Annotated in this window: 15 protein-coding genes; 6 read left to right on the top strand and 9 right to left on the bottom strand. The window is 52.3% G+C overall.

Annotation, left to right across the window (positions count from 1 at the left end):
• The first annotated feature begins 94 nt into the window (after positions 1-94).
• A complete protein-coding gene (locus AYI96_RS11905; protein ID WP_025888907.1) occupies positions 95-1,054 on the top strand; it encodes a LysR family transcriptional regulator in 960 nt (319 codons plus the stop codon).
• 24 nt (positions 1,055-1,078) lie between these two features.
• On the opposite strand, the gene AYI96_RS11900 is transcribed toward AYI96_RS11905, so the two are convergent.
• Positions 1,079-2,950 carry a methyl-accepting chemotaxis protein gene (locus tag AYI96_RS11900; RefSeq protein WP_096142124.1) on the bottom strand — a complete coding sequence of 624 codons (1,872 nt, stop codon included), beginning with the start codon at positions 2,948-2,950 and terminating at the stop codon, positions 1,079-1,081.
• Positions 2,951-3,276: 326 nt separating this feature from the next.
• Between AYI96_RS11900 and AYI96_RS11895 the strand changes: the two genes are divergently transcribed.
• Entirely contained in the window at positions 3,277-3,576 is a 300-nt protein-coding gene (locus AYI96_RS11895; protein ID WP_025010750.1) for a hypothetical protein, read from the top strand.
• Here the strand turns inward: AYI96_RS11895 and AYI96_RS11890 are convergent.
• Both AYI96_RS11890 and AYI96_RS11885 read right to left on the bottom strand, forming a co-directional pair.
• Positions 3,573-4,985: a tetratricopeptide repeat protein gene (locus AYI96_RS11890; RefSeq protein ID WP_144361665.1), complete on the bottom strand. Its 1,413-nt coding sequence runs from the start codon at positions 4,983-4,985 to the stop codon at positions 3,573-3,575. The two genes, AYI96_RS11895 and AYI96_RS11890, sit on opposite strands and share 4 nt — an antisense overlap.
• Before the next feature lie 47 nt (positions 4,986-5,032).
• Complete coding sequence (locus AYI96_RS11885) at positions 5,033-5,731, bottom strand: hypothetical protein (RefSeq protein WP_144361664.1); 699 nt, start codon at positions 5,729-5,731, stop codon at positions 5,033-5,035.
• A gap of 187 nt (positions 5,732-5,918) precedes the next feature.
• Here AYI96_RS11885 and AYI96_RS11880 point away from each other — a divergent pair, with 187 nt between their 5' ends.
• The gene (locus AYI96_RS11880; RefSeq protein WP_101094768.1) at positions 5,919-6,449 is read left to right on the top strand and encodes a DUF2780 domain-containing protein; all 531 of its coding nucleotides are present in this window, start codon (positions 5,919-5,921) and stop codon (positions 6,447-6,449) included.
• 167 nt (positions 6,450-6,616) lie between these two features.
• Complete coding sequence (locus tag AYI96_RS11875; protein WP_101094769.1) at positions 6,617-7,072, top strand: TerB family tellurite resistance protein; 456 nt, start codon at positions 6,617-6,619, stop codon at positions 7,070-7,072.
• A 9-nt stretch (positions 7,073-7,081) separates the two neighbouring features.
• Here AYI96_RS11875 and yjeH read toward each other — a convergent pair whose 3' ends face one another.
• On the bottom strand, positions 7,082-8,347 hold the full coding sequence (gene yjeH, locus AYI96_RS11870; protein ID WP_144361663.1) for an L-methionine/branched-chain amino acid transporter: 1,266 nt from the start codon (positions 8,345-8,347) through the stop codon (positions 7,082-7,084).
• Positions 8,348-8,488: 141 nt separating this feature from the next.
• Here yjeH and AYI96_RS11865 point away from each other — a divergent pair, with 141 nt between their 5' ends.
• Positions 8,489-8,914 (top strand): Lrp/AsnC family transcriptional regulator, encoded by a 426-nt coding sequence (locus AYI96_RS11865; protein ID WP_028780007.1) that lies wholly within the window; start codon positions 8,489-8,491, stop codon positions 8,912-8,914.
• A 194-nt stretch (positions 8,915-9,108) separates the two neighbouring features.
• Here the strand turns inward: AYI96_RS11865 and AYI96_RS11860 are convergent, their stop codons facing one another.
• The 5 genes from AYI96_RS11860 to AYI96_RS11840 all read right to left on the bottom strand — a co-directional run bounded on the left by AYI96_RS11860 (position 9,109) and on the right by AYI96_RS11840 (position 12,056).
• Positions 9,109-9,399, bottom strand: a complete 291-nt coding sequence (locus tag AYI96_RS11860) for a cytochrome c3 family protein (protein WP_039035726.1) — start codon at positions 9,397-9,399, stop codon at positions 9,109-9,111.
• A gap of 22 nt (positions 9,400-9,421) precedes the next feature.
• Positions 9,422-10,363 carry a cytochrome c nitrite reductase subunit NrfD gene (nrfD, locus tag AYI96_RS11855; protein WP_071475523.1) on the bottom strand — a complete coding sequence of 314 codons (942 nt, stop codon included), beginning with the start codon at positions 10,361-10,363 and terminating at the stop codon, positions 9,422-9,424.
• Positions 10,360-11,043 carry a 4Fe-4S dicluster domain-containing protein gene (locus tag AYI96_RS11850; protein WP_025010745.1) on the bottom strand — a complete coding sequence of 228 codons (684 nt, stop codon included), beginning with the start codon at positions 11,041-11,043 and terminating at the stop codon, positions 10,360-10,362. Before AYI96_RS11850 ends, nrfD begins: the two co-directional genes overlap by 4 nt.
• 12 nt (positions 11,044-11,055) lie before the next feature.
• Complete coding sequence (locus AYI96_RS11845) at positions 11,056-11,517, bottom strand: cytochrome c3 family protein (protein ID WP_039035724.1); 462 nt, start codon at positions 11,515-11,517, stop codon at positions 11,056-11,058.
• Between the two features lie 74 nt (positions 11,518-11,591).
• Positions 11,592-12,056 (bottom strand): hypothetical protein, encoded by a 465-nt coding sequence (locus AYI96_RS11840; protein ID WP_039035723.1) that lies wholly within the window; start codon positions 12,054-12,056, stop codon positions 11,592-11,594.
• Between the two features lie 638 nt (positions 12,057-12,694).
• On the opposite strand from AYI96_RS11840, the gene AYI96_RS11835 reads away from it, so the two are divergent.
• Positions 12,695-13,417 carry a LysR family transcriptional regulator substrate-binding protein gene (locus AYI96_RS11835; RefSeq protein WP_160289587.1) on the top strand — a complete coding sequence of 241 codons (723 nt, stop codon included), beginning with the start codon at positions 12,695-12,697 and terminating at the stop codon, positions 13,415-13,417.
• Positions 13,418-13,456: the final 39 nt, after the last annotated feature.

Below are 13,456 nucleotides of genomic sequence, written 5' to 3'. Positions count from 1 at the left end.
AGTGAAAACTGAGATGGGGCACATTCTAATGAACTGGAGGTATGAAAAGAAATGATATAATCTCACAACATAATTTCCTCTGAGGAATATCAGGGTGAATCTGGATAACCTGGCCCGTATCGACCTCAACCTCTTGGTCATGTTGCAGGTGCTGCTGGAAGAGCGCAGCGTGACCCGCGCCGCCAATCGGCTGCACCTGAGTCAATCTGCATTGAGCAAGAGCCTCAACCGCCTGCGCGACATGTTGGGCGATCCTTTGTTTCAGCGCACCGCCCACGGCCTCAAGCCGACGGCTCACGCCGAACAGTTAGCGCAACATCTGCCTATCGCCTTACAGAGTCTGCATCAACTGACCCAACCTCCCGTGTTTACCCCGGCCAGCAGCAACCGGCAGTTTTCGCTCACCATGGTAGAAAGCGCCTATGAAACCCTGCTGCCCAGTTTTATCGGTCGCTTGCTCAGCAACGCCCCTAATGTCAGGCTCGACTCCTATGTCTGGACCGAAAAATCCATGCAGGCACTGCAGCAGGGGCAGATAGATTTGGGAATTTCGGGAAGGGATCTGCAGCCCAGCTCCAGCTTTCACTTCAGCCAGTTGCCGGAAGGGATCCTGTATCAAACTCTGTTTCAGGATCATCAAGTGTGTCTGGTGCGCGAAGGGCACCCGGCGCTGCAAGCTCAAAAGAACAAGGTCTGGGATCTGGCTGCCTACCTGGCGCTGCCCCATGTACAGGTGCGTTGTGAGGGTAATGATTGGTGGGCGCTGGACTACTTTCTGGCGGATCTCGGTCATCACCGCCGCCTCAGTGCTACAGTGCCGGACTTCTACGGTGCTGCCAGTATTTGCGCTCACAGTGACTTGGTATTTACCCTGCCCTCCAGTTTTGCACTGCACGCCTGCAAGCTTTACTCGCTGCAGCAATTGCCACTGCCGATAGACTTTATGCCCATGGCTTATGTGTTGCTCTGGCATGAGCGCAATAACGACGACCCCGGCCACCGCTGGATGCGGCAGCTGATAGGTGACAGCATGAGCAGTAAAAAGACCGCCTGAACGGCGGTCTTGAGTTAAACGTGATTAGAGCACGAAGGTCGCGACCTTGGCATTGAGATCGGTCGCACGCACCTTGAGTGCCTTGGCGTGCTCAAGGTCGTCCATGGCGGTGGAGGTGATCTCATCGGTAACGTCCTTGATGGCCGTGGTGTTTTGGGTAATCTCCCCCGTTACCTGAGTCTGCTCTTCCGCCGCCGTGGCTATCTGCCCGGCCATATCGGATATCTGCGCCACAGCAACGGCTATCTCTTCCAGCGCCTTACTGGCCTCTTCGGCATCGCCGACACTGCGGCCTGCCATCTGGCGGCTGTTTTCCATGGAGGCTACCGCCCTGGCAGTGGTTTGCTGCAATGCCTCTATGGTGTCGTGGATTTCGGAAGCCGAATCCTGAGTACGCTGAGACAGAACCCTCACTTCATCGGCCACCACGGCAAAACCGCGCCCTTGTTCACCGGCACGGGCAGCCTCGATGGCGGCGTTCAACGCCAACAGATTGGTCTGTTCGGCCACCCCTTGAATTGCGGTGAGAATACCGCTGATAGCCTGGGCATGACGATTGAGCTCATTGATCACTTCGGTGGTTTGGCCTACTTCCTCGGCCAATGAATGTATTGAGTTTCGGGTCTGCAGTACCAGACTCTTACCCTGCTGCGAGCTGCAGGAAGATTGCTGCGCTGCAGTAGCGGTCAACTCGGCGTTGGCAGCAATCTCCTGGGTGGCACTGGCCATCTCGGTAACTGCGGTAGCCACCATGGTTACTTCCTGCTGCTGCCTTTGCAGCTCAACAACCGAGCTCTGGGTGGTATTCAACCCCCGCTCGGCATCCAGATCCAGTTCGGCCGCCAACTGACGTATATGGCTTATCAGCTGATGCTGGGCCGAGACAAAGCGGTTGAAGTTGTCCGCCAGCTCGGCCACTTCATCATTGCTGTCGACAGTGATCCTTTGGGTCAGATCGCCATTGCCGTCGGCAATCCGTGCCAGCGCCTGGGATACCCGCCCAAGCGGGGCCAACAAGAGTCCGAGAAACCAAGAGATAGCCGCCGTGCTCACCAGCAGCACAAGCGCCGCCAAGCCAACCTGGGTCCAAAGCAATTTGCCGAGTGGTGCTTCAAGCGTTGCCTTATCCAGCAGCAGCAAGAGCTGCCAGTCGGTATCCGGAATAGCCGTTGCCCAAACAAGTTTGTCCCGACCATCGGCATCAAAATACAGGGATTGCAACTGCGCCGTTTTTTGAATGTTGGCCAGAATGCCCGCACCGAGATCATCATCAATTTCGGCAACCGGACGCATCGCCTTGCTGCCATCCTTATAAGCGATTACGGTACCGTCGTTATGCATCATGACGGCAAAACCCGCAGCCGGGATCGCCATGCTGTTGACCTCGGCTACCAGAGTATCAATTGCCAAGTCGCCACCTATCACCCCTTTGGCGGTTGGCTGCGCCAAAGAGACCACCTGAATACCATAGCCACTGTCGATATAGGGTTTGGTGATAATGGCCCGGCCTTTGGCCATGGCATCCTGGTACCAGGGACGGCTGCGGGGATCGTAATGACTGTTGTCCACGCTGGGATCGGCATCCTGCATTTTGCCGTCACTGCCACCGAAGTAGACAGACTCCAGCTTGCCGGCCGCCCTGGCCTGCTGCAGTGCAGGCACAAAGTCATCACTTATATATTCCTGCAAGGATGAAACCACGTTGGTGCGAATCGCCAACCACTCGGTGACACGCTGTGCCTGCATATCACCAATACGCTTTAACTCTTGCTGGCTGGCTTGCAACAGTTGTGTTTTTTGAGTGCTGTAGCTTTGCCAGGAAAGCAGAGCCACAACCAGAGTCAATGCCAGTACCACACACACCAGCAACTTGTGTTTCAATGAGCGGAGTTTCATCTTCAGCGGGGTCCGATATTTGAGAAAAGGCCGACAACCATCGGAGTAGCGACCTACAGCTTTGTCGAAATGATCGCATATTCTGCTGATTTGACTGAGTGATAGTTCACAATTAGTTGAAAAACAGGTCAAAATTGCAACAAAAACTCTGGCTTTTGGGTTTTAAACCACAGTTGATGAATAATTATTTATTCGGGGAACTCCTGCCTCTTAACGCTTTCTTAATAAAGTCGTATTAAACATGATGAATAATGAAGCAGATTTAACGTGACCTGAGCCAGGGATGGGGTCACACTTGGACCCAAGCAAAGACCGGAGGAAGAAAGATGTACCGACAATTTGCGCAGAGTCAGCCACTCAATCCCAGAACCTTGGCGGGAGCATTGCTGAGTCTCAGTGCCTTTAGCCTGGCACTCTTGCTTATGCCCCTGGTGTTGATCCTGGCGGCAACTACACTCCTGTGTTTGAGCCTGTTTGGCCGCAGCTATTTGAAACGCCAGTTGGCCAGCATTCACCAATGCCGCCAAAGAGGCAGACAAAGAGATCTCTACGACCTGGATCCCAACCTGTGCCGGGATTCAGGCTTGAGCCCAAGGGGCCGTATCATAGAGCACGAACCGGACTAATCGGCGAGCAGTTCCTGTGCCCGTTTCAGGGCACGCCGCTCATCTGCCGATTGGCTCAGTTGCAATACATTCTCAACCTGTTGTTGCAGTGACTGCCACAAGGGGCCTATCACCTCCAGTTCACGCTCATCGGCGCGCTCTCGTGCCAGGCGCAACCAAGCAACAGCCTCCACTACGTCTATGCGTCCAAGGCAACCATCGGTCAGGGCTATCGCCAATTCAATCATGGCGGTCACACTGTGGCCATAGCGGATAACCTGTCTTAAATAACTTTCGGCCTGAGACAGATCCGAGCCAAATGCGGTGTCATCGTTGAGCATATGCTGCGCCCGTGCCAACATGGCATCCAGTTGTCCCTGCTCTGCCGCTTCGGCCAACCATTGTTCACTGGCACCTAGGTCTGCTTCACAGCCTTCGCCACGGGCCAACATCAGGGCTAGGTGGTATTGAGCGTGGGGATCGCCGGCTCTGGCCGCCCGGGTTATGTGTTCAAAGGCTTGTTGCAGCTCGCCGCGTTGATAACAGAGCACCCCGAGATTGGCCATGGCCTCAGATTGTTCGTTGGCGGCAGCAGCACTGAGGAAACGTTCTGCCTCGATTTCATCTTTAGCCAGCTCACCACTGCCCACCAGATAGAAGTAACCCAAGAGCGCCATGGCATCGGTCACGCCGGCCTCAGCGGCTTGGCGAATAGCCTGCTGCCCGGTAGCAAGATCAACATCACCTCTGTAGCCATGAATAAGGGCCACTCCGTGTTCAAACAACGCCTTGGGTTCAGTTGGCGCCGCCTCGGCAAACCAGTGTGCCGCCTTGGCCAGCATTCGCGCCGAGTCACCCGTGAGCGGTTCGTCGGCCTTATCTTGCAGGGCCTGCTCCTGGCCACGGGCAATCAGGGCCCGATTCTTGAGCGCCATCCCCAGCAGATATTGCGCCTCGGCATCATCCTCCATCACGGCCCGATAGCAGAGCTCGCGTCCGGCCTGCAGATCAAAGTCATCGAAGTGGTATTCTGGCGCTTCCCGGCCCTTCAGCCTGGGGTAGGCCAGTTCCATCAGTTTCAGCAGATCGCCGATGGCCTTTTTGGCCAGTTGCAGCAGTTGTGTTTCGGTGAGGTGGAACTTTTCCGGATGGGCGCCGCGGTTGCCATCGGCCCTCAGCCTATGCAGCGCCCGGGTGATGCGCACATCGATCAGCCGCTGGCGATTGAGCTGTTCGATACGATCATAAAGGTTGGGACTGTCAAAACTGAGTTTGGCCGGTGCAGCCAACAGCTCAGTCAATCTGTGGGCAAAGCTGCGAACATGCAGCAGTGCCTGGGTTGGCACATCCTGCACGTAGCGCTTGGCAGTCCGGTACTCCCGGGCCAAGTCTTCCGACACACTGGCAATAAAAGCAACATCATCCAGCACAGTCTGACCTCACAAGGCCGCAGGAGCGGCCAGTAGAGAGTTGATCATTAACCCTTACGGGCAACCCGATAAAGGCGGAATAAGGCCACATTGACGAACAAACCAATGAAAGCCACCAAGGTATCCACCAGCAACTGCAGTGGCATACCACCAGCCTGCCCAAGTTGCGACAGCACACTCCCCATGATCAGTAGCGGAAAGTAGCTCAGCAGCACCAAGATTGTCTTGCCGGTGAGTCCGTTACTGAACTCAAAACTGGCCTTGATGGCCTGCAGCGGGGTCAGACGCTCGACCACCACCATAAAGTTAACAAAAGCCAGGCGGGCAAACAGATACAGGCTGATCCCCATCCCCAGGATCCATACTGGCCCTATGGCCGCCAGGATCATAGTCGGTGCAGCAATCGCCATGCCGGAGAACACCCCGGCCAACATCAAACCCGGCACAAACGCCAGACTGGACTTTAACACCTGGCCCGTGCTGGGCTGCATCCCCTCGGTACGCAGTTCCATAAACAGAGTCAAGGCCGCGATAAGCACAGAGAAGATCACCATCAAGGCGATCACCGCCAGCATATGAGGGGTACCGAATTGTGGATTTTCAGGATCGGCACTTTGCAACTCGGTACCGAGCCACATTTGAATACCCACCTGCAATAGCAGCAAGGGAACGGTCAGCATTGCCAGCTGAACGATATGATTACGGAAGAAGTTATAAGCTTCGGTCAGGATGGCAGACAGAGACATGCAGCTTTCCCAAAAAGGTTGTAATTAAAGGATCAAGATAGACGCCAAGGATACCCAAATTCCCACGCCAATGCACAAATGAAATACAGCAAAACGACCGCCTGTCACGCAAAAGCCGTGCATCGGCGCCTGAGATAAGACTAGAATATGGCCCCAGAACACCTTTTATATGCATAGGAAAGCAGAAATGAAAGCTTATATCACAGCAGCCGTAATCATGGGCTCACTGATGGCGGCCCCAGCGCAGGCCGGGTGGTTCGACAAACTCACCAGCAACCCCCAAACACAAGCCGATACGGCCACCAATAGCCAGACCGCCACTCAAAACAGTGAGCTGGTCGGCACTGTGATGTCACAGCTGGGCCTGACTCAAACCCAGGCCGAAGGTGGCCTTGGCAGCCTGCTCGGACTAGCCAAGACGTCATTGGGACAAGAATCTTTCTCTCCCATTGCCGACAGCATTCCCGGTATTGACGGCTTGCTGGCCGCAGCGCCCAAACTGGATGGTAACTCAGGGATGACAGGCCTATTGTCCAAAGCCGGCGACCTGGGTAACTCCTTGCAGGGCAGCGCCATGGTCTATGATGCCTTCGCCAAGCTGGGGATTTCCAAAGAGCTGGCCGCGCCCATGATAGATATAGTCAAAAACTACCTGCAAAGCAGCGGCGGTGAAGGCACAGCCGATCTCTTGACTAAAGGGCTGGGCTCACTGCTGTAAAGCGGCCCGCACTATCAGTGGGAACCTGCAGCCACTGATGACGTCTAAAAAATGTGGCCGCCCGGTTAAAGCGCGCATCGGCAAGGCCGGATTTACCCGGCGCCAAGCCGCAAGCCGCGTGGCCGACATGTTTAGAGCCTATACTGAACCAACTGACAGAGAAGCCTATGATCGCCAAGCTCAAGCAGTTTTTGAATGCCCATCAACAGAGTCAGTCCCCGCAGGAACAACAGAAACAACTGGAACTGGCAGCTGCCAGCATGTTGTTGGAAGTGGTTTATGCCGATGAGGAGATGTCCGGCACCGAATCGCAGCTGTTGCCCGAACTCCTGGAACAAACACTGGGTTTAGCTGCCGAAGCAGCGGCCGAGCTGATAATTGAGGCGAAGCAGACCCGTCACGATGCCACCTCACTGTTTGAATTCACCTCGGCCATCAATGATAGCTTTACGCTTGAGCAGAAGCAGCAGCTGATCCTGGCGATGTGGCGTGTGGCCTATGCAGACGGCGAATTGTGCCGCTACGAAGACCAGATCATTCGCCGCTGTGCCGACCTGCTGTATCTCAAACACTCTGAGCTTATCCAGCTGCGCAACCAGGCCATGACTGGCAACTCAGACTGAACCAGCCCTTTATTGCATAGGAATCACCGGCGGCAATTGGCGTTTCTGCCACTGCCGCTGCAGTGTCAACAACACAGCCAACACACACAGCAAACCCAGGGCGTAAGCCATGGCGCTGCCGAGTGCAAACGCCAGTAATACACAAAGCGCGCAGCTTAGCAGTACCAAAGGCAGGTAGCGTTTGCTCAGCAAGCGAATGGCTGCCAGCATGGACAAAAGATAAATCACCACAAATACCCCGTTGCTCCAGGCAATCAACTGCTCAAGCTGTTGGCCTGAAATATAGGTCAGCACTATCACCAGCCCCATCACACCAAGCACAGCCGACAAAGCCCTGACCGGCACCTGATAACTGTTACGCTCACGGAACCAGGCCGGCAATATTCCCTCGGTACTGAAGCTCCAAAGCAGCCGCGATACACTGGCGGCATAGACGTTCACTGCCGCCAGACCACTGGCAATACCCAGCACACCTATCACCTGAGCGCCGTATCCGCCAAGCAGGGTATCAAATGCCCCTATCATAGCGACCTTGGTATCCACCTCCACCAGCAATAACAACAAGGTACAAACCAGATAAACCGCGCCGACCAAAATCACCCCTATCACCATGGCGGGGATCAAGTCTCGATCCGGGCGCTGGAAATCATTGGCCAAGTGGGTCATGGCCTCCACACCGAGGAAGCTCCAGAAGGCGATGCCTATTGCCAGCATCACACCGTCATAGTCGGGAGTGGAATGAGCGGTCAAAGACAGCAACTCACCGGCCTTGGCACCACCGGCGCCGAACATCACCACCACCACGGCCACAATCCCCAGTGTCAGGGCAAATTGCGCCTTGGCAGAAACCTGAATTCCCCTGAGATTGAGCAGCCAGAGCCCGAGCAGAACCAAGAGTTCGCAGCCCACCTGCACCCAACCGGATACGGGGATCAGGGCGTTAACGAATTGGAAAGTCATCAAAATGGCGGCGGGCGCACCGATAGGCACAGCCATCAAAAAACTCAGGCCTATGGTGCGACCCAAGGTACGGCCAAAGGCTCGTTCGACAAAATAGGCGGGGCCGGCAGCGTGAGGGAAACGGCTGGCCAGACGGGCAAACACCAAGGTCACCGGAATAATGGCCAGGGTCAACAGAGCCCAAGCCAGTAAGGCGCCACTACCGGCCTTATCGACTGTCATCTGCGGCAAAATAAACACCCCGGTACCCAACAATGTGGTGGCCATTAAGCCGGCACCCTGCCAGCGTCCGATTGTTCCTGTAACTTGATTCATCTGCTAAATTATCAGTATCTTGAATGGCGCCAGTATAGTCGTTCTCCGGCAGAATTTCTGTCATTCGTTTCCGTCAAATACGGCTTTTAAGCCGACGAAATGACGGCAAATCGGCAAAAAACACACAAAACGTCAGGTAGCATGGATAAGTTCGATAAAGCAATCATTAATGCGCTTAAAAAAAACGCCCGTCGAAGCATTTCAGATGTGGCAGCCGAAGTGTCGCTGTCCCGCAGTGCCGTCTCAGACAGGATCAAGAAGCTCGAGCAAAACGGTGTGATCCGTGGTTACCAATTGCTGCTCAGTGAATCCCAAAAAGAAGCCGTCAGTGCCTACTTTGAAATTCAACACAAATGCCCCCGCTGCAGCGATGTAGTACATGTGTTTCATGCGATTCCGGAGGTCGTCACCTGTCACGGGATCTCCGGTGACATGGACCTGCTGGTATTCGTCAAGACTCCCTCGATGCGGCGATTGCACGAGATCCGCGAATATATAGACACTCATACCGAGATAGTGAAGATTAAAACCCATGTGGTAATGAGCGAGTGGATTAATAACCAGTGAATTAAAACCAAGAAAAGCCACCCGCGTGCTCATTAGGTGGCGAGTCCCGTGGAGGATCGGGAAATGCGTCAAAGGCGCAATAACAAAGTGGCTTCCTGCCCAATCACTTCCTTGTCAGCAACGTAATAACGTTGCTTCAGGATGCGGCGGTGCTTGTTCTTGACTGCAAAGCCGCCGCATTCCTTAACCTCTTATCAGTGGCAGTCTTTACAACCCGCTGCCGGGTCTTTTTCTTCGTGAGCTGTGTGACAGTCAGTACAGCTGAGCACGCCATCATGTTTCTTGTGTGCCTCACCTTCGAGCGAATTCATATCACCGTGACAGGAAGCACATTGCTCGTTTTCAAAGGCATAATCGGCAGAAGGCGAACCATCTTTATGGCAGGCTTCGCAGCCGGACATTTCCGTGTGAGAATCAGCTATTGGGGCTGCCAGCAGTGAACCGGAGAAACCCAGAGCCATCATCAAAAGCATTTTTTTCAACATCACATTTTCCTTTTTATGGGGGTTAAGCAATCGTCATTTGTCCTGTGTACAGGATGAAGTGGCGCAGCAAAATGACCCCCAACAGACTCAGGGTTGCTGTCGCTGCCACATAAGACCATTTACGCTTGGCCGTGGCGGTCATAAACAGATTCATTGCCAGTGGGATAGAGAGACCACAACCCAGGATACCGAGCCAGAACACCCAACCCCAGAAACCTTCCCCGATGGCATTGAAGGCCGCAACTTTGCTTTGGCCACCGGTGAGCACCAGCCCGACAAAGAAAGTGAAGATCACCGCAATTTCCACCAGGATAAGAGGGATCTCTATCTTGTGAATAAAGTGCACTTCTTTGCCGTCGGGGTTGCCCTTGAGCAGCACACCACCAAGTAGAGACGCCGCCGCACCGGAAGAGAGACCGGAGATCAGGAACAGCAACGGCAGTACCGGATTCTTCAGCATGGGGTAACCGGGCAGAGCCGACAGCAGGAAGCCGGTATAAGCCCCCAACGCCAGAGACAAGATCACCAATAAACCTGTTAAGCTGGGTTCATGTTTGGCCAAAAATCCGGTCACTTTGAGCACCACGGGGAAGCGTTGCTCACACCAGTCATCTATCGGTTGACGGAACACCATGGCAATCCAGGCGAACATAAACACCATATAGACCATGAGGATCATCACCCCGATGGACATCACCGAAGTGGGGTTATAGAACACCAAAATCTTCCAGAAATGGAACGGCTTGGTCAGGTCGATGACCAAGATCCCCAAACCTGCCATCACAGTGAGTGGGGCGACCAAACAAGCAGCCTGGACAAAGCCGGAGCGCCAGGCATCCTGTTGCAGGCAACGGTGTTTCAACAATACGGCAAAGAACATGGCGCCCGCCGAAACCCCGGCGAAGAACAGATAAAACGCAATGGGCCAGTGCCAAACCAAAGTATCAAAATGAAAAGGACTCATAGCTTAATCTCCCCCTGTTTGGCCACTATCTTGAACAGCTTGGGCCGGGTGCCGAGATCAACCTTGGATCTCTGGGTTGGGTTGGCCCGAATCATCTGCACCACTTCTGAACTCGGATCTTTCAGGTTACCGAATACCAAAGCCTTGGTTGGGCAGGCTTCTACACAGGCCGGCTGTTTGCCCTGCTTGAGTTGAGTCTCACGGCAGAAATCACATTTGTCGGCCGCTTTGGTAACAGGGTTAATAAAGCGCACCTGATAGGGGCAAGCGGCAATACAGTATTGGCAACCAACACACTTCCAGGCGTCGACGGTCACAATGCCGGTTTTCTTGTCCTTGAACGCCGCACCAGTTGGACAAACGTTGACACAAGGCGCGTCTTCACAGTGCTGACAAGACTTACGGCTAAAATGGTAAAACTGGTTCGGGTATTCACCATATGGGCCAGTGCGAATAATCTCCAACCGCGAGACCCCTTCAGGTACCTGGTTCACTTCCCGGCAGGCATCACTACAGGCGTTACAGCCAATACACTTGGTTTCATCATGGAGCAAGGCATAGTTGATGCCAGAGTCATGATCGGCGCTGGCAACCGCCTCATTGCCACTCAATGGATAGAGAGAGGCACCGGCCATCAGGGCACAGCCCCCTTTTAAAAAACGTCTTCTGGAATTTTCCATTACTCTTACCCCTTAGTTGACCGTATGACAGTCACGGCACAGCTTGCTGTGCTGTGTGCCAGTTGCTTGCTTCATTGGATCGTCCAACGGGTGCAGCTTGTGGCAGGCGGCGCAGCTCAACTTGTCGGCGTGAACATTGTGGGTCCACTCTTTCTCAGCCAATTTCTGTGGCTGGTGACACTTGAGACAAGTGGCATTCTGGGTTGCTGGGGCAATCCCTTCCTGAGGAGTAAAAACTCTTAAATCATTGGGCTTTCTTGGATGTTTTCCTTTTTCCCCATGACAGGTGCTACAACTCATATTGAGCTGATCCTGACCATGGTGTCCCTGCATTAAGCCATTGCGTTTGTGACACTTCACACAGGGATCACTGTTGATTTTCAACGCGGTCTCGGCATAGGCAATGCCGCTTACCCCCAACAAACAGGTCATAGAGGCCGCGCCTAATATTGCACGCCATCGAATACTGGACATCTCGGGTCCTCACTTTCAATTGGATATACAGGGACTCAAAGGTAGCGGCCTAAACCGCCACCCGTTATTGCAGCCTAAGCTGTCAACATCTGCTCAAGGTGCTGTGCATCCAGGGGATTGGAGCGTTTCATATCGATGAGGCGAACGTTGAGCTTTTCAAGTAGGCTCTTTGAGTTGGCGCTTTCAGCATCACTGAAATCTGAAATTACCATTTTTATTTCTGAAGAATTCTGATCTATCAATACATAGTCCAGGCGCGAGTGACTCGCGGTCGCATGTGGGTCAATATCAACCACTGACTCCAACGCCACATTGCTACAAACTTCGTATCGACCATTGGTTAAAGACTTCAGAGATTTAAAAAAATCTAAACTCTGCTTGTCAAAGAACCTATTTTTGAGCTTTATCTCTTCGGCATTCTTTTCATCTGACTTAAAGAACTTGATACATGTCATTACAAACACCACCAGCACGAATGGCACTGCAATAAAAAGCACGAAGTAGATAAAGGCATAACTTAGAATAACTGAAGTATCCATATAACCCTCCAAACATCATTTTTAGTTTTAATACGCTTATTGCGCAGTTGAATTATTACTATCTACAGCAATATTAATTTTGATCGTCATCAAATAACCGTTGAGGAAAAGATTGAAAGATCAAAACATAAGACACTGACTACATTGCTATTTTCTAGAAAACGTTCTGCTAAAAACAAGAAATAGCATTTAGATAAAGCGATATTTGAAAATACATTATTTCACTATATGAAATACACACAGTTAATGAGAATCTCTCTCACAAACCTCCTTGGGTTAGTCAAAAAAACAGCATTTAGTGATCTAGAATACAGAATCGAAAATAGCTTCGGATAAAATTATTCTTTCTGAAAAAACAGGTTAATATAGATGCTGAAGGTACCACTAAAGGAGTATTGCAGATGAACCATATTGACTTTGAAAAGCTGGATATTTTGAGCCTTTCCATCCTTGTTAGCTTATATGAAAACAAATCTGCAACACACGTTTCAAAGCTTTTAAATGTACCAGCCCCAAAAATAAGCCGTTGTTTAAAAACTGCCAGATCTATTTTTGGTAACGAACTATTTCTAAGAAAAAAGTATGGCCTTATTCCCAATGAATTTGCGGCTAAGGTTTATCCTATTGCCAAAGAAATAGTGAACAGTGCCAAGGGCTTCAATCAGCTTGGCAATCCAGCTATGGCGGGCAATAAAAACTTTGAACTTGTCACGCCGGGTCTTATCTCTTACGCCTATCCCAAGGCCTTGATGCAGGCCATTAAACAACAGAACAAACAGCTGCATATCAATTTGAATTCCTGGAGCTGTAACTCATTGCAAGGGCTCATAGATGGCAACATCAGTGCAGGACTTTGCAGTTGTCACTACCCACAAGAACTGCAATCTATAGGCAGCAAATTACAGATTGAAGCCCTGAGAAAACTAGATAGCCTCTACCTTATCTGCAACAAGAATCATCCGCTGCTCTCCCGCGAGCTAACGTTGGAAACCATCGCCGAGTATCCTTACATCAACACAGATTTGAGCATAGGCCCCAACACTCTAAGCCCATTTGAAGATTACTGCCGGATCAACAATCTGGATTTGAATGTCGAAATGACTATCACCGGCATCTCCTCCCTGAGTGCCTATCTGGAAGCCTCACAGGCGGTGGCTTTGGTGCCCTACAAGGCGGTATTCGATCTGTTGGGCGAAGAACCTCTGCTACACCTTTGCAAGCTGTCGGAAATGGAAACCACTCGCCTGTTCAATGTCACTGAGCCGCTGACACTGACACTGCTTAGTCCCAGCGGCCAACAAGACCCGGATCTGGAATGGATACGTTCACAGTTGCGTTTGGTGAGCGGGACCTTACTGTAGGCTTGTGATAACAATCTAAATAGGATCTCAGCCCGCTCT

It is taken from the genome of Shewanella sp. MSW (assembly GCF_007636515.1).
GTDB lineage: Bacteria > Pseudomonadota > Gammaproteobacteria > Enterobacterales > Shewanellaceae > Shewanella > Shewanella indica.
Note: the sequence above shows the minus strand (reverse complement) of the source record. Positions and strands in the feature narration are given on the sequence as shown.